Genomic DNA, 20,013 nt, shown 5'->3' on the forward strand with positions numbered 1-20,013 from the left:
CCATGCAACGACGCGGATTCATCAAGTCATTCGGTTTCCTCGCCTCCGGGCTGTTCTCGACCCACGCTACGCATGCGGCAGACATGAGTCCACTCGCGCCGGTATCGGGCGACCTCGCGGCCAACGCCACTCAGGCCACGCGCCTCGCGCTCAGCCGCATCGACGCGCTCGACCGCCGTGGTCCGCGCCTGCGCAGCATCATCGAACTGAATCCCGACGCGCTGCGGATCGCCGCTGCGCTGGATCGCGAACGCCGCGCGGGCAAGCCGCGCGGTCCGCTGCATGGCATGCCGATCGTCATCAAGGACAACATCGCGACCGGCGACCGCATGTCGACCACCGCAGGCTCACTCGCACTCGACGGCATTCGCGCGACGCGCGACGCCGAGCTTGTGCGCCGCTTGCGCGAGGCGGGCGCGGTGATTGTCGGTAAAACGAATCTGAGCGAGTGGGCGAACATTCGCTCCACCCGTTCGACCAGCGGCTGGAGCGGACGCGGCGGTCTGACGCGCAATCCCTACGGATTGGATCGCACCACCAGCGGTTCGAGTTCCGGGTCGGCGGCGGCAGTCGCGGCGGGCATGACGACCCTGGCGATCGGCACGGAGACCGACGGCTCGATCGTGTCGCCCGCGTCGATGTGCGGCGTGGTGGGCCTCAAGCCGACGGTGGGTCGCGTGAGCCGTGACGGCATCATCCCGATCTCACACAGTCAGGACACACCCGGTCCGATCACGGCGACGGTTCGCGACGCGGCGCTGCTGCTTTCGGCAATCGCAGGCGGCGGCGATCCGCGCGATCCGCGAACGCTGCCGGCCCCGGCCCCGGACGATTATCTGCGAGCCCTGCACAAAGACGCGCTCAAAGGCGCACGCCTCGGCGTGGCGCGGGAGTTCTTCACGGGACATGACGAAGTCGACCAGCGGATCGAGTTGGCCATCGCGCAGTTGAAGCGCCTCGGCGCGGAAATCGTCGACCCGATCGATCTGCCGAAGGTCGATTACGGCAAGGAGGAACTGGCTGTTCTGCTGCACGAATTCAAACACGATCTGCCGCTGTGGCTCGACACGTTCGCGCCGCACGCGCCGATTCATACGCTGGCCGATCTGATTGCTTTCGACAACGCGCATGGTCGTGACGAGATGGCTTACTTCGGCCAGGAATTGTTCGACCAGGCGCAGGCGCTCGGCGATCTGGATAGCGACGCGTATCGCGCCGCGCTGGCCACCTGTGCCAGGCAATCGCGCGACGAAGGGCTCGATCGTGTACTGCGTCGGCACGGGCTGGATGCGATCGTCGCGCCGACCGGCGGCACGGCGTGGCTGACCGATTTCATCAACGGCGACAGCGACGGCGGCGGATTTTCGACGCCGGCCGCCGTGGCGGGTTATCCGCACCTCACGGTGCCGGCCGGCCAGGTGCGCGGTTTGCCGGTCGGATTGTCGTTCGTCGGACCCGCGTGGAGCGAGGCGCGTTTGCTGGCGCTCGGCTATGCCTACGAACAGGCCACCCAGTGGCGCAAACCGCCGGACTACCCGGCGCACACGGCCACGCCGATGCCGTTGCCGATCTAGTCTCGAACGGCCGCTTGAACGGAGTTGGGGTCAGCGCGATGCCGGGCATGCCTTCGATCGCGCCCAGGTGTTCGGCCCGCATCGCATCAGTTAAGATGAATCACAGGGCCGAAAGACACTAGAGAAGCTGAATCGCCATAGGGGCACGATGGGTTTCATCGCGCATCCTCGGTTTAGGGGGTCACGTTTTGCGCTACTTGCCAACGTCGATACGTTTCGCACCGTTTGCTTTGTGCTTCATCGGCGCACACGCACTGTGCCTGCTGATGTTGCCGTCGCGCTCCGCCCTGGTTAGCTATCCTTTTCTGATCGTCGCGCCTTCGCTCGCATTGGGAGCCTGCTTCTGGCGCGCCCGCGCCGAGGTCCGCGCGTTGCGCATGCCGTGGGTTCTGCTCGGCGCCGGCCTGTTTCTGTGGATTCTCGGCATCGCGCTCAGCGCCTGGGAAGATATCTTCCAGCAGATTCCGGAGAGCATCGCGTGGTTCTCCGACTTCAGCTATTTTCTGTACGCCGTGCCGATCCTCCTTGCGATCGCGTCGGTGTCGAACCACCAGCGGATTCCGTTTTTCGTGTGGATGGACGGCATTCAGGCGGTCGTGACCGCTTACCTTGCGTACATCACGATTTTCTCCGTCGTGCCGTTTTCAGGTCACGCCCTCGCGCCGATCTCGGCGTCGGTGCTGGTGCTGACTTACAACGTCGAGAACGGCCTGCTGGCCGTCGCGGCGACGTTGCGCCTGCTGGTTCAACCGCGCAACGCGGGCCGCCGGTTCTACGAAATTCTGTGCGGTTATTTATGGGTCTATGCAATCGTCGCAGGGTTGTACAACCACTGGGCCTCGGTTTCCGACGGCCACGCAACAATGGACGTGATCGTCGACATTCCGTTCCTGCTGTTGAGCGCAACGTGTCTGACGCGTCCGCGGAACGCCGCCGACACCGACACGGCCGAATGGAAGAGGCCGCTCGCGGTCATTATCGAAAACGTCAGTCCGATCTTCTATACGTTGGCGCTGCTTGCGTTGAGCATCGTTCTGATGCGTGAACACTTTTACGTCGGCACGGTGGGCATTTTTACCGCATTGGTGGTGTACACGATCCGTACCACGACCTTGCAGAGCCGGCTGGTTCGAACCCAGCAGGAATTGCGCGACGCGCGCGACCGCCTTGAAAAAATCGCACTGACGGATGCGTTGACCAACACGGCCAACCGCCGTTGTTTCGATCAGACGCTGACGCTCGAATGGAATCGTGCGGCGCGTACACAGCGTCCGCTCGGCGTGCTGCTGATCGATATCGATCACTTCAAGAAGCTCAACGACCGCTACGGTCATCCGGCCGGCGACAAATGCCTCGTGGCGGTGGCGGCCGCGTTGCAGGGGGCGCTGCCGCGCGGCGGCGATCTGCTGGCGCGTTATGGCGGCGAAGAGTTCGCCGCGATCCTGCCGGCCACCGACGAAGACGGCGCGCGACGCGTGGCCGCGAAAATGCTGAGCGCCATCCACGCGCTGCGGATCCGCAACGAGACACCGCTGGGCGATTTCGCGACGGTCAGCATCGGCGTGGCGGTGTCGGAATCGGCGGGTGTGGGCTCGGCGCATCAGATTGTCGAAGCGGCGGACCAGGCGCTCTATCGCGCGAAAGACGCCGGACGAAATCGCATCGAAGCCTTCGTGCCGCGCGATTATCAGGGGAGCGGGTCGACCTAGCCCGCACGGTCGCGATGTCGATGCATGTTGACAGAGGGTTTGTCTCTAGTCATATCGCCGTCACAGTTGCCGATAAACGGATTGAGTGGCCGCATTCAGCGCAGCCCTAAAAATAACGATAACTCGAACAAGACTTCGTTCAATCCGTCGACACCGATCTGAGGCGTGGGCATGCATCGATTCAGTTTCACGCAGAAACTCTGGCTGCCGCTCGTCGTCAGCCTGGTCGCACTCCTTGCCGTGTCCGTGTCGGCGGCGTGGCTATCGCGGCAGACGCGCATCGAGGAACGCAAACACGATCTGGTGAACGTGGCGCACGTAGGCCTCAGCATCGTCAATGAATATGCGGCGCTGGCGCAAAGCGGCGCGCTCAGCGAGGCCGACGCGCGCAAACAGGCGCTCGAGCGCCTGCGGGGCGTTCGCTACGGCGAAGACGGCTACTTCCTCGTGATCGATTCGACGCCGCGCATGGTCATGCATGCGATGAAGCCCGCGCTGAACGGCAAAGATCTCGCCGCCACCGCCGATGCCGACGGCCGCCATCACTACGTGACGTTCGCCACGGTCGCGCAGTCGCCGCAAGGCGGCTTCGTGGATTACGTGTTCCCGCATCCGCAAGATCCGCCGTCCGCCGCGGTCGGCAAGATCGGCTACGTGGTGCGTTACGCGCCGTGGGACTGGATCATCGCGACCGGTGCGTACGTGGACGATATCGACGCCGCGTTCAGGGAGTCGCTGTACTTTGTCGGCGGCGTGTTCGCGGCCGTTGCGCTGTTACTGTCCGCGCTGGCGAGTCTCACCAATCGCAGCATTCAGCGCGCCATTGGCGGCGATCCGGTCTACGTGGCGGAAGTGGCCGGTGCGATCAGCAACGGCGATCTCGTCGTGCCGATCCAGACCCGTCACGGCGACGAGTCGAGTCTGCTGCTCACCATGCAGCGTATGCGCGACGCGCTCGCACATACGATCGAACAGATCAAGGGCGCGGCCGACAAAGTAGCGATCGGCGCGCGCGAGATCGCGGGCGGCAACGCGGACCTGTCGGCACGCACGGAGAGTCAGGCGGCCTCGCTGCAGGAAACCGCCGCGAGCATGGAACAGATGACGGCGATGGTCAGGCAGACGGCGGAGAACGCGCAGACCGCCAGCCGGCTCACGTCGAGTGCGGAGCAGATCGTCAATCGCGGCGGCGAGATGGCGGCCGAGGCGGTGTCGACCATGCAGGAAATGTCGGCGGAGTCGCAGCGCATGGTGGAAATCATCGCCGTGATCGAAGGCATTGCATTTCAGACGAATATTCTCGCGCTTAACGCGGCGGTCGAAGCCGCTCGGGCCGGCGACGAAGGGCGCGGTTTCGCGGTGGTGGCCGGCGAAGTGCGAACCCTGGCGCAGCGCAGTGCCTCGGCCGCGAAAGAGATCCGCACGTTAATCAGCCGTGCGGCGGAAAAGGTCGAGAACGGGGCGGCGCTCGTCGGTAAAACCGGCGCGACGATCCACGACGCGCGCGAGGCGATCGCGAAAGTGTCAGGCGTCATGCGCGATATCGCCGCCGCGGCCGCCGAACAGAGCGCGGGCATCGATCAGGTCGGCGACGCCGTCACGCAGATGGATAGCGTGACGCAGCAAAATGCGGCGCTGGTCGAGCAGGCGGCGGCCGTTGCGCAGACGCTCACCGAGCAGGCGAAACTGCTGCAGGTGTCGATCTCCACGTTTCAGTTGCGGGACGGTTCGACGAATGCGTCCGCATCGCCGCCCCTGAATCCACGAGCCGCGCGCCGCGATGCGCGGGGTCTCGCTACCGCGCTATGAATCGGCATTAAAGCGCTGGACATGTCTGCCTCTTTCAACGGATGAGCCGAATATAATCGGTCAGCCTTGGGAGGATCTCATGTGCATCGCATTTCGACATCTCCAGTCAAGACAGCGCCACGTAAGCCCAGTCCGGTGACGCGGCATATCGCGTGGTTTCGTCACGTGGTTGTGCGCGCAAGCGTCGGCGTGGTTGGCCTGGTGTTGGGCCTGCATCGTGCCATGGCGGCGGACGACGGCACCGTCACGCTATACGGCGTGCTCGACACCAGCGTTGAAATCACCAACCCGGGCTCCGGATGGACCGCCCGTCTCGACTCGGGCGCCTATCGCGGCTCGCGAATCGGATTGCGCGGCGCCGAGCCGATCGGCGCCGATACCTATGTGGTGTTCGCGCTGGAAAACGGTTTCAGCACCACGGACGGCACCTTGCAAACGCCGGGTGTGATATTCAACCGCCAGGCATGGATCGGTTCGCGAGGTCATTGGGGCGAAGTGCGTTTCGGCCGCCAGTATTCGCCGATCTATATTCCGTTCAAAGGCGATCTCGACGCGTTCGGCGCAGGTACGATCGGGTCCGGGCTCAACAACCTGTCGAAAATCACGCCGTACACGAATAACGCGATCACGTATCTGTCGCCGCAAGTCGGCGGCTTTGACGCGACGGTCATGATGGCCCTGCGCGATGCGTCGGAGAACGACGGTAACGGCGTCGACGGTTACTACGTGACGGCCCGTTATCAGATCGACAACTTCAAGCTGTTGTTCGCGCGTCAGCAGACCCACGGTGCCGCTGCGCTGCGCGCCAATCTCGGCGGCGCGAGTTATGCCATGGATAAGGTCCGCGTGTGGCTGTCGTTCTTCAACGGCGACGGCGGCTCGCCGCGGTATCACGGCGCGGGCGGCTCGCTGTCGGCGCAATACAGCTTTTCCGCCGACACGCGCGCCTCGCTGGGCTATGCGCACGTGCGGGATTTCACGGGCGAAGGCGCAAGCGCCGATCAGTTCAGCGCATCGTTCGAATACAACCTGTCGCGCACGCTGCTGTTTTATTTCACCGCCGCCTATCTCGCGAATCACGACGATGCCGGCTTCACGCTGCGTGGCGTCAACGTGACGGGCTTGCCGGTTGCGTATCCCGGTGCGCCGGTCAAAGGCGTACAGCTTGGCCTCGTGCAGCGGTTCTAAGCGGCGCCGCATCGGGAGCGCGCTATTGCCGGTTTCGCCGCACCGCGCACTCAATGCGCGTGTTGTCGCAATTCACCGGGGATGAACACATGCTCCAGGCCGCCGCCATCCAGCCACTCGCGCGTTTTTCCGGCGGCCCGATCGATCAGACGATCGCATTGCGTGTAATCGTAGGGCGAGATTTCGAGCGGGCAGAGCGGCGGTACGACGAAGATGTCGGCGCGCGTCGAGTAAAACTCCAGATCGCGAACCAGCTGACGCGCAATGACCAGCGTCAGCGCGTGCATGGCCTGGCCGATCGCGCTGGAAGGCGGCGCGTGCAGTGCGCACGCAAAGCCGGCCGGCAGCACGACGATGCGTGTGGCGCCGAGACCGATCGCGACTGAAATGGGCGTGTTGTTGGCGACGCCGCCATCGACCAGATCCACGCCGTCGATCCGCACCGGCGGAAACACGCCGGGAATCGCCGCGCTGGCAAGCACCGCCTCCACCACCGGGCCGGACGAGAGAACGACTTCGTTGCCCGACAGCACCTCGGTCGCGACGATATGCAGCGGCAAGGCCGCCTGCTCGATGCGCGCGTAGCGCAGGTTTTTTTCCAGCAGCGCGCGCAGTGCTTTGGCTTCCACGAGATGCGGACGGCGCCGCAACAGAATGTCGAGCAGCCCGAGCATCGAAAACGGCATGATGTCCTGCCGGCGGATGCGGCACCAGAGTGCTTCCAGTTCCGCGACGCCTTCGCCATTGGGCGTACCGGCGAAATAGGCGGCATTGATCGCACCCGCCGAAGCGCCGACGACGCAACCGGGACGCTCGCCGCGATTCAGCAGTTCCCGCAGCATGCCGACCTCGATTGCGCCGAGACTACCGCCGCCCGCGAACACGAACGCGGTTAGCGGTGCTCGCGCCGCGCTTGCGGGCAGATCGGACTGCGTGGCTTGAATCGATGACATGACGGTCTCCACGACATATCGGGCGCCTCACCAACGCAACAGGCGCGGTCCCAGCAATGCACCGACGATAGTCGGCACCAGCATGCCTAGCACGTACCACACGCCCCAGAACGGGATCCCCATCTCAGGGCAATGCAGGCAATAGGCGAGCGTGGCCGTCGAGCCGGCCAGCAGCCCGCCCGCCGCGCCGGCCAGCGCGAGGCGGGTCGGCGCGAGTCCCTTCAGCGCCCAGAAAATGGCGATGAAGCCCGGCACCGACAGCATCGTGATATTGAACGGGCAGACGCGCCATGTTTTGCCGAGCACGAGCGCGAGCCGCAGGTCGGACGGCGCGGACATCAGCACATACAGCCCCGCCAGCCAGACCACGGCCACCGGCACGGCGACCAGCAGACGGCCGCTCGCGCTCAGCGCCGCGCCGGGCCGGGCGAGCCGCGTGGACAGTTGCAGCGCGCCAAGCATCAGGCACAGCGGCAACGCGATTTTCGCCCAGAAGATCGGCGTGGCCGCGACTTCCGCCAGATCGCGGCGCACGCCGAGCAGCACCGCGACCATCAGCGTCGCGCCGACCGCGCCGACCAGCACGGCGAGGCTGAAGCGCTTGGCGAGCAGGTGCCGGTCGACCGGCGCGGCGCCCGTTGCAAGCAGGGAAATCAAGTCGTCCGTTTTCATCGCGTTCCTCGAATCTTTGCCGCCAGCGCCTTGAGCCCACGGTGTACGCCGATCTTCACCGCCGATTCCGACAAGCCCGTCATTTGCGCGGTCTCCGACACGGAGAGCCCTTCCAGCTTGACGTGCACGATCGGCAGCCGCTGGCGGTCCGGCAATTGATCGAGCAGCTTGCCGAGATCGCGCCTGGCCTGCGCCGGCTCCAGATCGGGCGCGGCCAGCAATTCGGAGGCGTCGTCGAGCGGATCGTTCAGCGCGTCGTAACGCGAGCGCGCCCGAAAGTAATCCGTCAGCTTGTAGCGTGCGATCGCGTGGACCCAAGCGGTCAGCGGTTCCTCGGGCCGGTAGGTGTGCCGCCCGTTGTGGACGGCCAGCAGCACTTCCTGCACGAGATCTTCGATATCGCCCGGCTGGCTGTGCAAACGCCTCCTCAGAAAACCGCGCAAGTGCGTGCTCAACTCCGACAGGAACCGCCGATACGCCGCTTCGTCACCATCCATGCCTTTGAGAAGCAGCGCCTGCAAGTGCCTCTCCTTGATTTGCAACGTCGCGTCATCGTTAGTTCGATCCATCGGTCGCTCTGGTTACACAAAGAGTGAAATTTATTTTGCGCAGATTTTACGCTGCCGCGCGCGCGGACCCAAACCACCGCGAACCGCATTCGGTGCGGTAGGCGCGAAAAATTTTTTCGACGCCGTGTAACCGCACGACGTGTCGCGGCGAATTAGCTCACAGACCGAACGCTGGGGTCCCATGAAGACGCCGCACCGTGATTCCAGCCGGGTCGCAAGAAGCCGCAAAATTTTTTTTCGTTGCTGTAACCGGTTGTCGAAAGTCGTCGAATTACCTTCCAGCAAACGCAAGCAAATCCGGCCCACTGCCTGAACCGCCTGCGCTGCTAACCAACCTGAACCCTGAAACGAAGTCTCTTGAGGAATCCATCATGAACAACCTTAAACTCGCCGCCGCCGCTCTCGCCCTCGCTTCGCTCGCTAGCGGTGCTTTCGCTCAAACCCAACCGGCCGCTGGCGGCGCGATGGAGAAGTGCTACGGCGTGGCGATGGCCGGCCACAACGATTGCAAGGCCGGCGCGGGCACGACGTGCGCGGGCACCTCGAAGACGGACTATCAGGGCAACTCGTGGAAGAACGTGCCGGTCGGTACCTGCACGACGATCAAGACGCCGCACGGCACGGGTTCGCTCTCGCCGATGGCATCGTAATTCGCCGCGCCGCCCGTCGATCATGAAGACGCTAACCCACATGGGCGCCGGTTTGGGCCTCAAGCCCGACCACTACGCGCAGGCTCACGACTGCAACGCGGAAGGTCTGTGGTTCGAGGTTCATCCCGAGAACTACATGGTCGACGGCGGCCCTCGCCTCGCATGGCTGGACGCGATTCGCAGCCGTCATGCGCTGTCGCTGCATGGTGTGTCGTTGTCGCTGGCGGCGGATAGTGCGCCCGACGCGGTGCATCTGCAAAGACTGAGGGCCCTGGCGGATCGCGTCGAACCGGCGCTGGTGTCGGAGCATCTCGCCTGGTCCACGTGGCGCGGCGCGTATCACCCCGATCTGCTGCCGTTTCCACGTACTCGCGAAGCGCTCGTGCGCATCGCGGACAACATCGCCCGGACTCAGGATGCGCTCGCGCGGCGCATCGCGATTGAAAACCCCACGCATTATCTTCAGCTCGACGGTCATGACATGGACGAGCTGACGTTTCTCGGCGACCTGTGCCGCACGACTGGGTGCGGTTTGCTGCTCGACGTGAACAACGTTTTTATCAGCGCGCACAACCTGGGCTTCGACGCGGCGTCGTATCTCGACGCGGTGCCGGCCGACGCGGTGATGGAAATTCATCTTGCCGGCCATAGCCGCGACGCTCACGCCGCCACCACGCTGCTGATCGATTCGCACGACGCACCGATCGCCGACGACGTCTGGTCGCTGTATGGCCGCGTGATCGAACGGATCGGTGCGAGGCCCACGCTGATAGAGCGCGACGATCACCTTCCGCCGTTCGACGATTTGCTAACGGAACGCGCCATGGCTCAACGGTTATTGGCGAACTCGGAGGCAATCGTATGAACCGCTCCCTCAGCCACTTCCAGGATGCCTTCGCGGGCGCGCTTTACGACGCCGATGCGGCGCCGCCCGTGCTCGCTTCGTTGCTCGCGCAACCGGGCTTCGCGGTGTATCGCAACAACGTCGTGAAGGCTTGCATCGACGCGTTGCAAGCGAACTTTCCGAGCGTGGAGCGGCTGGTCGGCCGCGACTGGTTTCGCGCCGCCGCCGCGATCTATGTGCGCCGACAAGCGCCTTCGGACGCAAGGCTGCTGTACTACGGTCACGATTTCCCCGCGTTTCTGGACGGCTTCGAGCCGGCTCGCGAACTGCCTTATCTGGCGAACGTCGCGCGACTCGATCGCTTGTGGACCGAGACGCACGCGGCGGCGGACAACCCCGGCATCGACGTTCTCGCGCTGGCCTGCCTGACACCGGAAGCACTCGGACGGCTGACGCTGCCGCTACGCGCCGCCGTGCGTTGGCAATGGTTCGTCAACCAGCCGGCCTACACGATCTGGCATTGCAATCGCGAAGCGATCGACCTGCCGTCACATCTCGACTGGTCAGGCGAAGGCGCGTTGCTGACGCGCCCGGAAGGCGCCGTGCTGTGGCGACCGCTCGGCGCGGGCGGCTGCGCCTTTCTCGACGCATGCGCCGCCTCGCAAACACTCGACGTCGCCGCACAAAACGCGCTCGACGCGCAACCCTCACTCGATTTCATGCAACTTCTCGGCGACCTGATCGCGGCGGGCGCATTCGCTGCCATCGACGTTGCCACTCACTGAACACGTTAACCGACACGGAGATTCATATGGAAGCGATCCAGAACACGGCGCCCGGCGCGCACACCACGTTGCGCGGACGCTGGAACGCGCTAGCCGCGAAGCTGCAAATGTTGATCAACGACTCGCTGTTGTCGCTGGTGGCGCGTTTCGCGATTGCCGCGATTTTCTTCATGTCGGGACGCACGAAAGTAAGCGGCATCCTCACGTTGACGCCGAGCACGTACGAACTGTTTCGCACCGAATACAAACTGCCGCTCGTGCCGCCGGAAATCGCCGCGCATATTGCCGCGTATTCGGAGCATCTGTTTCCGTTGCTGCTGGTGCTGGGTCTGTTCTCGCGCTTCTCGGCGTTCGCGCTGCTCGGCATGACGACGGTGATCGAGGTCTTCGTCTATCCGGACGCATGGCCGACGCATCTGTCGTGGGCCGGCTTGCTGCTGGTGATCATCGGACGCGGTGCGGGCGTGTTCTCGCTGGATCATAAGTTCGGCATCCGCTAAGGTCGGGCAGCGCTGACGCGGCTTTCGGCCGCTGATGCTTATCCCGCTCGCTATTCGTGACAAAGACACTGAATAGTCGTTATGGATAACCCATTCCCGCTTTCCCCATTGCGGCAACCCGGTCTACCGGCCCTTCGCCCGTGGCAATGGCCGCCTTCTGCGCGAATAGCGGTTTAATTTCACGAGATTGTTAAATTACGTGAGGCTATGCTGGGCATTTAGTTTGCCTATCGCGCGAACATCTCTTAAATGCGCGGACGCCCGATGGCGATTGGCATTGGCCGCAAAAGCGACGCGGGAATAAAAAAGGCCGACACAGCGTGTCGGCCTAAAGACTCTGGCGTCCGAGGATTGCATGCCAGAACCTGAGAGACGTTTGTCGGTCAATTTTGCGATTGACGCAGTGCAATGCAGTATTTGTTGCGCTATCTCAAGCCGGATAGGCGTTTGCGACAGTTCGTAACAAGCAGGCTTCCAACCGGACCGCCGTGGTAGGCGAGATATTAAACCAAAACTTAGTGATTCAAGCATAAAGCCGATCATAAATTTTGTCGGTCAGAGCACCCGCAATTGAGTGTCAGTAAATCCTGATAAAAATGTAAGGATTTCCTGAGTCCACTCATTCCGTACTCAGGTGATGCCGGATCGCGTAGCGAATCAGCTCTGAATTATTGCTGAGGCCGAGCTTTTGCATCAGGCGCATCTTGTGAGTGCTGATGGTTTTGGCGCTGAGTGCGAACGTTTCGGCAATGTCATTAATGCTTTTTCCGGCGGCCAGTGCTTGCAGCACCTGGAATTCGCGGTCGGACAGAATGGCATGCGGCGGTGTTTCGCCAGTGTGCGTGCCGAATATCATCGAGTCCACCAGTTTCGGATCGATAAAGCGGCCGCCTTCGGCGAGCTTGCGAATCGCGGTCAACAGCACCTCGGGGTCGCTGTCTTTCGTCAGATAGCCGGTGGCGCCGGCCCGCAGCGCGCGCGACACGACCTGCGCCTCGTTGTGGATGCTCAGCACGAGCACCGGCAGGCTGGCGTATTCGGCCCGCACGCGCCGGATCAGATCGATGCCGCTGATGCCCGGCATCGTCATGTCGAGTAGCAGCAGATCGGGGCAGCCGGCGCGCAGTTTGTCGAGTACCTCTGAGCCCTCGGCCGCTTCGTCCGCGACGATCATGTCGGCGGTGGTCGCGATAATCTGCTTCAAACCGCCTCGCACGATCGCGTGGTCGTCTGCAATGAGAATTCTTATCATGGGTGATTCCGGGTCGTGAGCGGGATATGAATCGAGACGGTCGTGCCCGCGCCCGGCGCGCTCTCGATCTGCAACGTGGCGCCGATCAGCCGCGCGCGCTCGCTCATGCCCAGCAGTCCGTAGGAGTAGCGGCGGCGCGCGGCGGCCGGGTCGAAACCGCAGCCGTCGTCGCGGATGTGAAGGATCAAGGCGTCGTCGCGGCCGGTGAGGGTCACGTCGACGCGCGAGGCCCGCGCATGGCGCGCGATATTGGTCAGCGAGGCCTGCACGATACGGAACACGGCCGTGGCATGGGCGTCCGGCAGCACCGGTTCGCCGCCGTGAATGGCCAGCTTGCACGGCAGTTGATTGCGCCGGACGAAGTCGTCGACCAGCCATTCGAGCGCCGACACGACGCCGAAGTTGAGCGCGGCGGGTCGGAGGTGGCTGGCGACATTGCGCACCATCCAGATGGTCTTTTCGACGAGCTCGCGCATGTCGTCGGTTTTGCGCGCCGCTTCCGAATCGCTGACGAGGCGCATGCGCAGTAACGACACATCCATTTTCAGCGCGGTCAGCAACTGGCCGAGTTCGTCGTGAATTTCCATGGCGATGCGTTTGCGTTCTTCCTCGCGCACCGCTTCCATATACGCCGACAATTCCCGCAACCGTTCGCGCGATTCGAGCAGTTCCTGTTCGACACGCTTGCGTTCCGTGATGTCCTGCATCGTACCGACCAGCGTGAGCGGTTGGCCGAGGCCGCCGCTCGAACATTCCACGTGCAGTTGTACGATCCGCGGCTCGCCGCCGCTGCTGCTCAGCCGGCAATCGAGAAACTGCGGCTGCCGGCTCGCGATCACCGCATGCACCGCGTGCCGCACGGCGGCGCGGTCGTCGGGATGCAGCGCGGCGCGCAGCGTGCGCAGGTTCGGGCGTACGCCGTTCGGATCGAGACCGAGAATCCGGTACATCTCATACGACCAGTGCGTCACGCCGTCGCTGACGTTCCATTCCCAGTCGCCGAGTTTGGCGAGCCGTTGCGCGTTCGCGAGGCTCGCTTCGCTCGCGCGCAGCATTTCTTCCGCCAGTTTGCGCGCGGTGACGTCGTTGAAGCCGACGTAGATTGCCGGCGCGTCGTCGAAGGTCGCGATGCGGGCGGTGGCGACCGCCCAGAAGCTTGCGCCGGTCGAATCCTTGAACTGGATTTCGGCGTTGGTGAAGCCGCCTTCGGCGCGCATCAAGGCAATCGTGCGGTCGCGTTCGGTCGGGTCGACGTAAAAGTCGGCAATGTAGGTGACGCCGCGCAATTCCTTGTCGAGTGCGAACAGCCAGCGAAACGGCGCGTTCATGTACAGCACGCGGCCGTCGTGCATGGACGTGATGCACAGCGGCACCGGGCTGGTTTCGACAATGGTGCGAAAACGCGCTTCGCTCGACACGAGCTTGGTTTCGGTCCGCTTGCGTTCGTCGATTTCGATCAGCAGGTTGGCGTTCGCGCGGGCCAACTGGCTGGTCCGGTCCGCGACCCGGATTTCAAGCTCGTCGCGCACGCGCGATAACGCGGCCTGTTCCTCGCGATGCGCCGCGACTTCGTTCGAGAGTCGCGTGTTCTGCGTCCGCAGCTGCTTGTGCAGCGCACGCAGCGCGAGGTGGGTGCGGATCCGCGCCAGCATTTCGGCGAGCTGGAACGGCTTGGTCACGTAGTCGATGCCGCCGGCCGAGAAGCCCTCCACGAGATCGTCGGGTTCGCCCAGCGAGGTCATGAAGATCACGGGAATCTCGCGGGTTTGTTCTTCACGCTTGAGACGGCGGCAGGTTTCGAAGCCGTCGATGCCCGGCATTTTCACGTCGAGCAGAATCAGATCGGGCTGCGAAAAATGCGCGCGTTCGAGCGCTTCCTCGCCGTCGAGCGCGATCAGCACGCGAAAGCCCTCGTCTTCGAGACTGTCCACCACCACGCCGATGTTGATCGGCGCGTCGTCCACGACCAGGATGGTGGCCGGCTGCGTCGGGCTGGCGTTGGCGTTCATGACGTGCGCCTCCGGTCGAGATGCGCTTCGACGAGCAGCAGAATCGCTTTCGACTGATAGTCCTTCACCAGCCCGCGCAGTTGCGCCGCGAACGGCAGGTTGCGCGCGTCGAGCGCCGTCATCCGGTCGGCCCACGCGGCGATCGCGCGCATGTCGCCGAGACGGGCCAGCCGGTGCAGATTTTCCATCTCGGCGGTCGGCAACGCGGGCGACGGTTCAGGCGGCGGCTCGACCGGCGCGGAGCCCGTCGGCGGCGCGCAGCACCATTCCAGCGCGAGCAGGTCGGCAAGATGCGCTTGCAGCCGGTCGAACTCGACCGGCTTGGGTAGAAACGCATTCGCGCCCGCATGGAGACAGCGTTTCTCGCCGCTCCACGACGGATTCGCCGACATCGCGATGATGGGAATGTCATGGCAGCCGGGCAGACGCCGCAAGCGGCGCGTCGTTTCGAGGCCGTCCATATCGGGCATCAAAATGTCCGTCATGACGAGCGACGGCGTCTGCTGACGGGCCATCGCAATGCCTTCGCGACCGCCCGCGGCTTTCTGCACGTCGAATCCCAACTGCTGCAGAAACTCGCTCACGAACGCGCGATTGATGGGTTCGTCGTCGATCACGAGCACGGAGCGGCGCGGGCCCGCGTAGCCGATCACACGCCGCGCCGATGTGCCGGGTGCGGCGATGGGCGGCTCGACGGAGTTGACCGTGGAGGCCGCCAGATCGAACCAGAACGTGCTGCCGTGGCCGGGCTCGCTTTCGGCGCGGATTTCGCCGCCCATCGCGCGCACCAGTTGCTGGCTGATCGCAAGGCCAAGGCCGACGCCGCCCGCACGCCGGGCGGCGCTGCCCGCCTGTTCGAACGGTTCGAAAATGCTGCTGAGCTTGGCCGCCGAAATGCCGATGCCGGTATCGAGCACGCAGAAACGCACCGCGCCGGAGGTTGCCCGCTCCACGTTCAGGCTGATCTGTCCCGTGTCCGTGAAGCGGAGCGCGTTCGCGAGCAGGTTCAGCAGCACCTGCCGCAAGCGCTGTTCGTCGGCGCGAACCGCGCAGGCCAGACCGGGGGCGATCTCGCAGGTGAACTGCAGGCGCTTCTGTTCCGCCTTCACGCCGATGATTTCGCGGATCGTGTCGAGTACTCTCGGCAACGGCACGTCGGTCATTTCAATGCGCAGCTTGCCGGCCTCGATGCGCGCGAAGTCGAGCGTGTCGTCGATCAGCGCCAGCAAATGTTCGCCACTCCGGTGAATGGCCTCGACCGCGCCGCGTTGGCGTTCGCTCTGGCTGCCGTCGCGCAGCAAAATCTGCGTATAGCCGAGGATGCCGTTCAACGGCGTACGCAGTTCGTGGCTCATGTTCGCGAGAAAGGCGCTTTTGGCCCGATTGGCCGCTTCGGCCAGATGCCGCGCCTCGCGCTGCGCGGCGGCGTCGCGCTCCACCAGATACGCCTCGTGCAACCGCGGTCCCATGTTGTTGAACGCGGCGACCACGCGGTCGAGTTCGTCGGGCCAGCGCGGCGGCGGCCGCGGCAACGTGAACGGCTGGTGCGCCGAGCGGAAATCGTATCGACCGACCTGCCGCGCGATCGTCGCGAGATGCCGGGTGACGAGGCGCGAAATGATGTAGATGGTGAACAGCGCGACGACAAACGTGTAGGCCGCCTGGCTCACCAGAATCACCAGCGCGGTTTGCGTGAGCGCGCGATACAGATTGTCGAGCGTCGCCTGCACATACAGGCTGCCGATTTTCTGCTGCACGCCGTGAATCCGATAGAAGATCGGAAACTCGCGGGCTATCACGGCGCCGCTTGCCGGCGTGCCGGCCTTCACCACCAGCGGCGCGGCGCTCGAACCGGTCTCGCGCACTTCGGCGGCGCGCATGTCGGCGAGCCGCAAAATTCCGTTCAGCTGCAACTGAAGCTCGGTGCGGTTCAGTTGCCACAGCGCTTCGCCCAGACTGTCGCGATTGCTTCGATCGATATCGGCCAGACGGGTCTCGATCGCCTCGACGCCGCGGCCGTAGTCGCGGTAAAGCTGGAGTGCGGTCAGCAACAGGGTGACCGCGCAACTGAACAGCAGCACGATCGCGAGCAGCCGCAGCACCACGCTATGCCGGAGTCGGCCGGTCGAGGCCAGGAGAGAACTCAAGCTATTGACCACCATGATTCCCCGCAGGTGCTGTGATTCTTGTGTTTGTATTTTGCACTTGCAGGCAAATCGCGGTCTATAAGGGGCCGTCGAGGAAATCGGCTTTTGTGAAGGCCGCCAACGTGGCGGACGGACTACCCAGGCGGACTCGCGTCCACATGATGCCGGCGCCGTTCGCCGCCAGCGCGCCCGGCGGGGCGGGCTCGCCGATGATGTCGCGCACGTTGCCGATGACCTCGCGGATCATCTGCGACGCGCCGGGGCTGAGCAAACTGGCCTGAAACTGCGACAGATCCGACATCACGTCGGCGATCTTTTTGACCGACACGGGATCGTGCCCGGTCAATGGCCAGCAGTGCAAAAGATACGCGAGCGGTACACGTTTCTTCTCCTCACACCACAGTTCGAACAGAGCCGCGCACAGCGCGTCGATGCGATTGACCGTCTTTTTGCGCTGCAAAAAATAATCGGGCATGACAGTCATCCGGCAAGGCAAGGGGACACTCCACTTTAAACGCGTTGCCGGCTGCTGAACGTCAGGCGGCACGGACTCTGGGCGGCCGGTTTGCTGATTCCGGGGTCAGGAAATCCTGATTCGTTATCAGCCGATCCTTCAGTTGCGCTTATTTCCGATGAATGGATCGAGCCAGAGCGCTTTGCGATCCAACGGCACCCACGCCGGCAAAAACGGATTCTTCAGGTCGATCAGCACGCGCTGGTCGAGATGCAGGTCGGCGATGCTGCGCGAGAAATACGCGCGAAACAGCGCGTCGAAGCTGCCGTCTTTCAGCATGGCTTCGAGGCCGTCGTTGATTCGCTTCGCGAGGATCGGGTCGTCTTTGCTGACGTAGAAAAACTGCGCGTACGGGTAGCGGATCAGTAGATGGGATTCGATCCGCATCTGGGGGAAACTCGTTTGAAACGCCTTCAACTCACGCGTGATTTCCAGCACGCCGCGCGGAAACATGTCGAAGCGGTGATCGGCCAGCATTGGAAACAGCAGGTCGTAGCGGCTCGCCGTGACGAGCGGCACGCCGGCCAGCCGGTATACCGGCACGTCGCCCCAATCCTGGCCCTGACCGATCGTCAGCGTGCGCAGGCCCGCGAGGTCGTGAATCGCGTCGAACTTCGCCTGCTGCCCTTCATTGATGAGCGCGACGCGATAGCCGAGCAGGCCGCGGTCGATCGGAATGGGAATCGGAATGGTCGCGGCGTCGAGTTCATGATGGCCGGGTTCGCTGGCCAGCACGTTGATCAGGCGTCCTGCGATCACTTCGTCGATCTCGCGCCGCGCCGACATGGCGGCCGAATAGCTGTCGATCACGTAGGGGCCGTAAGCCGGCACGGTATGGTCCAGCGCGGTGATCAGAAAAGCCCAGCGGCCTTCGCGCACCGTGTCGCCCGGTACGCGGAGAATCCGCACGTGCATGACGCTCGCGGGCCCAGCGGTGGGCGATGAAGCGTCGGGAGCCGCACCGCAGAATGCCGGACGAAACAGCACGGCGGCCATGACGGGCAGCGCAACCAGCAGCTTGACGCAGGCGTCCATTCCGTAGCGGTGGATGGCGTCGACGAACTTGGGTACGACCATGACTGACCTGAACCAGAAGCGATAAATAGCCGGCAGTATGAGAGCGACTGGCGGGTTTCGCAAAATTCGATCGTTGCCCTGGTGCAAAGATCCTGGCTGGCCGTGTCGGCGCCCCGGATTGGCCGACTCGCGTACTTGGCGCGGGATGGCGGGCGGCCGGCAGACCGGGTGGCACTGGCGCTATGCTAGCGGTTTCGTCCACCCTGGGGAGCACCCGATGAAACAGCCACATGGATCGATGGTCACTTTTAACCGGCCTGACGGCAAGCCGTTGCAAGGCTATCTCGCGAAGCCGGCGAAACTGGAAGGCGCGCCCGCCGTCGTCGTGATTCAGGAGTGGTGGGGGTTGAACGACCAGATTCGTGGCGTTGCCGACCGGCTCGCCTTGGCCGGTTATCTGGCGCTGGTGCCCGATCTGTACCGCGGCAAGTCGACCGTCGAGGAGGAAGAGGCCCATCATCTGATGAGCGCACTTGATTTCGGCGACGCCGCCACGCAAGACGTGCGCGGTGCGGTGCAATATTTGAAGCAGCAGGCGGACAAGGTCGCGGTGGCCGGTTATTGCATGGGCGGCGCACTGACCTTGCTTGCGCTCTCCAATATCCCTGAAGTGGCGGCCGGCGTGGTGTGGTACGGCTTTCCGCCGCTGGAATATATCGACGCCTCGAAAATCAAGGTGCCGCTGATTGGCCACTGGGCGACGCAAGACCATTTTTTCGCCGCGGAAACGGTCGACGCGCTGGAAAAGAAGCTGACCGAAGCGAACGTCGACGTCGAATTTCATCGCTATCTCGCGCATCACGCGTTTGCCAACGAAACGGCGGTCGGCTACGGACGGATTCCGCACACCCAGTTCGATCCGGTCTGGTCGCAGCAGGCTTGGGACCGCACGCTGACCTTCCTGGGCCGCACGATGTGGAAGTGACCGGCGGGTTTGCCGGTCAGCGGGCGGCGTGGCGGGCTTAGAGCTTCGAGCCGCCGTCCACGTGCAGCGTCTCACCGGTGATCCAACGCGCGGCGTCGGAGGCCAGAAAGGCCACGGCGCCGCCAATGTCGTCCGGTTGCGCGACCCGTTTCAAGGCCTGCATGTTCAGCGTGACTTCACGTCCCGAATCGGTCTTCGTGAAACTGGACATGTCGGTTTCCACGACGCCCGGTGCGACCGCATTCACACGAATGCCGCGTTCGCCCAGCGCGGAAGCAAAATGCCTGACGAGCGTATCCACGGCGCCCTTGGTCGCGGCATAAGCGGGCAGCGTGCCCACTGCGGCGCGTGCCGCGAGCGACGACAGCAGCACCACGCTGCTGCCCTTGCACATCACGGGCAAGAGCTGTTGCACAAGAAAGAACGGCGCGCGCACGTTCACGGCGAACAGATTGTCGAAATCCGCGACGGTCGTGTCTTCAATGCTGGCCGCTTTCGAAATGCCGGCGTTCGCTACCAGAATATCCAGCCGATGGCCGATCACCGCGCGTACCTGTTTGGCCAGTTCGTGCGGGCCATCGGCATCGCGCAGATTCGCCGCGACTTTCTGCGCATTGCCGCCGGCCGCGCGAATCTCGGCGACCACGGCGTCCGCTTCCTTCTCTCCGCTGCTGTAGTGAACCAGCACCTGCGCGCCGGCCTGGGCGAGCGCGAGCGCGCTGGCGCGGCCGATGCCGCGTGAAGCGCCCGTGACGAGCGCGGTTTTTCCTGTGAGGTTGGTCATGGCGAGACTCCGGTTAGATGAATCGAATCGATGGATCGGGTGGATTGCGTTG

18 protein-coding genes are annotated in these 20,013 nt (G+C 63.8%); 9 read left to right on the forward strand and 9 right to left on the reverse strand.

Annotation, left to right across the window (positions count from 1 at the left end; all coding sequences use genetic code 11):
• Window positions 1–2 precede the first annotated feature (2 nt).
• From B0G83_RS01745 to B0G83_RS01760, 4 genes are all read left to right on the forward strand, one after another.
• Complete coding sequence (locus B0G83_RS01745; protein WP_105505704.1) at window positions 3–1,574, forward strand: amidase; 1,572 nt, start codon at window positions 3–5, stop codon at window positions 1,572–1,574.
• Window positions 1,575–1,771: 197 nt separating this feature from the next.
• Window positions 1,772–3,283, forward strand: a complete 1,512-nt coding sequence (locus B0G83_RS01750; RefSeq protein WP_146120140.1) for a GGDEF domain-containing protein — start codon at window positions 1,772–1,774, stop codon at window positions 3,281–3,283.
• 171 nt (window positions 3,284–3,454) lie between these two features.
• On the forward strand, window positions 3,455–5,092 hold the full coding sequence (locus B0G83_RS01755; RefSeq protein ID WP_105505706.1) for a methyl-accepting chemotaxis protein: 1,638 nt from the start codon (window positions 3,455–3,457) through the stop codon (window positions 5,090–5,092).
• A gap of 222 nt (window positions 5,093–5,314) precedes the next feature.
• Window positions 5,315–6,280 carry a porin gene (locus B0G83_RS01760; RefSeq protein ID WP_105506532.1) on the forward strand — a complete coding sequence of 322 codons (966 nt, stop codon included), beginning with the start codon at window positions 5,315–5,317 and terminating at the stop codon, window positions 6,278–6,280.
• A 50-nt stretch (window positions 6,281–6,330) separates the two neighbouring features.
• On the opposite strand, the gene B0G83_RS01765 is transcribed toward B0G83_RS01760, so the two are convergent.
• From B0G83_RS01765 to B0G83_RS01775, 3 genes are read right to left on the reverse strand one after another with little or no spacing between them, the layout of a single operon-like run.
• On the reverse strand, window positions 6,331–7,233 hold the full coding sequence (locus B0G83_RS01765) for a patatin-like phospholipase family protein (protein ID WP_105505707.1): 903 nt from the start codon (window positions 7,231–7,233) through the stop codon (window positions 6,331–6,333).
• Between the two features lie 27 nt (window positions 7,234–7,260).
• Window positions 7,261–7,905 (reverse strand): DUF1109 domain-containing protein, encoded by a 645-nt coding sequence (locus B0G83_RS01770; protein WP_105505708.1) that lies wholly within the window; start codon window positions 7,903–7,905, stop codon window positions 7,261–7,263.
• A complete protein-coding gene (locus B0G83_RS01775; protein ID WP_105505709.1) occupies window positions 7,902–8,474 on the reverse strand; it encodes a sigma-70 family RNA polymerase sigma factor in 573 nt (190 codons plus the stop codon). The genes B0G83_RS01770 and B0G83_RS01775 overlap by 4 nt, the downstream gene beginning before the upstream one ends.
• A 371-nt stretch (window positions 8,475–8,845) precedes the next feature.
• On the opposite strand from B0G83_RS01775, the gene B0G83_RS01780 reads away from it, so the two are divergent.
• From B0G83_RS01780 to B0G83_RS01795, 4 genes are read left to right on the forward strand one after another with little or no spacing between them, the layout of a single operon-like run.
• Window positions 8,846–9,124 (forward strand): DUF2282 domain-containing protein, encoded by a 279-nt coding sequence (locus B0G83_RS01780; RefSeq protein ID WP_105505710.1) that lies wholly within the window; start codon window positions 8,846–8,848, stop codon window positions 9,122–9,124.
• Window positions 9,125–9,146: 22 nt separating this feature from the next.
• Window positions 9,147–9,989 carry a DUF692 domain-containing protein gene (locus tag B0G83_RS01785; protein ID WP_105505711.1) on the forward strand — a complete coding sequence of 281 codons (843 nt, stop codon included), beginning with the start codon at window positions 9,147–9,149 and terminating at the stop codon, window positions 9,987–9,989.
• Window positions 9,986–10,753: a DNA-binding domain-containing protein gene (locus B0G83_RS01790; RefSeq protein WP_105505712.1), complete on the forward strand. Its 768-nt coding sequence runs from the start codon at window positions 9,986–9,988 to the stop codon at window positions 10,751–10,753. Before B0G83_RS01785 ends, B0G83_RS01790 begins: the two co-directional genes overlap by 4 nt.
• A 26-nt stretch (window positions 10,754–10,779) precedes the next feature.
• Entirely contained in the window at window positions 10,780–11,253 is a 474-nt protein-coding gene (locus B0G83_RS01795; protein WP_105505713.1) for a DoxX family protein, read from the forward strand.
• Between the two features lie 619 nt (window positions 11,254–11,872).
• On the opposite strand, the gene B0G83_RS01800 is transcribed toward B0G83_RS01795, so the two are convergent.
• The 5 genes from B0G83_RS01800 to B0G83_RS01820 all read right to left on the reverse strand — a co-directional run bounded on the left by B0G83_RS01800 (window position 11,873) and on the right by B0G83_RS01820 (window position 18,252).
• Window positions 11,873–12,505: a response regulator transcription factor gene (locus tag B0G83_RS01800; protein ID WP_105505714.1), complete on the reverse strand. Its 633-nt coding sequence runs from the start codon at window positions 12,503–12,505 to the stop codon at window positions 11,873–11,875.
• Window positions 12,502–14,514: a response regulator gene (locus B0G83_RS01805; protein ID WP_105505715.1), complete on the reverse strand. Its 2,013-nt coding sequence runs from the start codon at window positions 14,512–14,514 to the stop codon at window positions 12,502–12,504. The genes B0G83_RS01800 and B0G83_RS01805 overlap by 4 nt, the downstream gene beginning before the upstream one ends.
• A complete protein-coding gene (locus tag B0G83_RS01810) occupies window positions 14,511–16,661 on the reverse strand; it encodes an ATP-binding protein (protein ID WP_258167641.1) in 2,151 nt (716 codons plus the stop codon). The genes B0G83_RS01805 and B0G83_RS01810 overlap by 4 nt, the downstream gene beginning before the upstream one ends.
• A gap of 76 nt (window positions 16,662–16,737) precedes the next feature.
• Entirely contained in the window at window positions 16,738–17,136 is a 399-nt protein-coding gene (locus tag B0G83_RS01815; protein ID WP_105505717.1) for a hypothetical protein, read from the reverse strand.
• Between the two features lie 138 nt (window positions 17,137–17,274).
• Entirely contained in the window at window positions 17,275–18,252 is a 978-nt protein-coding gene (locus B0G83_RS01820; protein WP_105505718.1) for an amino acid ABC transporter substrate-binding protein, read from the reverse strand.
• A 217-nt stretch (window positions 18,253–18,469) separates the two neighbouring features.
• Here B0G83_RS01820 and B0G83_RS01825 point away from each other — a divergent pair, with 217 nt between their 5' ends.
• Entirely contained in the window at window positions 18,470–19,177 is a 708-nt protein-coding gene (locus tag B0G83_RS01825; RefSeq protein ID WP_105505719.1) for a dienelactone hydrolase family protein, read from the forward strand.
• A gap of 37 nt (window positions 19,178–19,214) precedes the next feature.
• Here the strand turns inward: B0G83_RS01825 and B0G83_RS01830 are convergent, their stop codons facing one another.
• Entirely contained in the window at window positions 19,215–19,961 is a 747-nt protein-coding gene (locus B0G83_RS01830) for an SDR family NAD(P)-dependent oxidoreductase (protein WP_105505720.1), read from the reverse strand.
• Window positions 19,962–20,013 lie beyond the last annotated feature (52 nt).

Source organism: Paraburkholderia sp. BL21I4N1 (assembly GCF_002973525.1).
Lineage (GTDB): Bacteria > Pseudomonadota > Gammaproteobacteria > Burkholderiales > Burkholderiaceae > Paraburkholderia.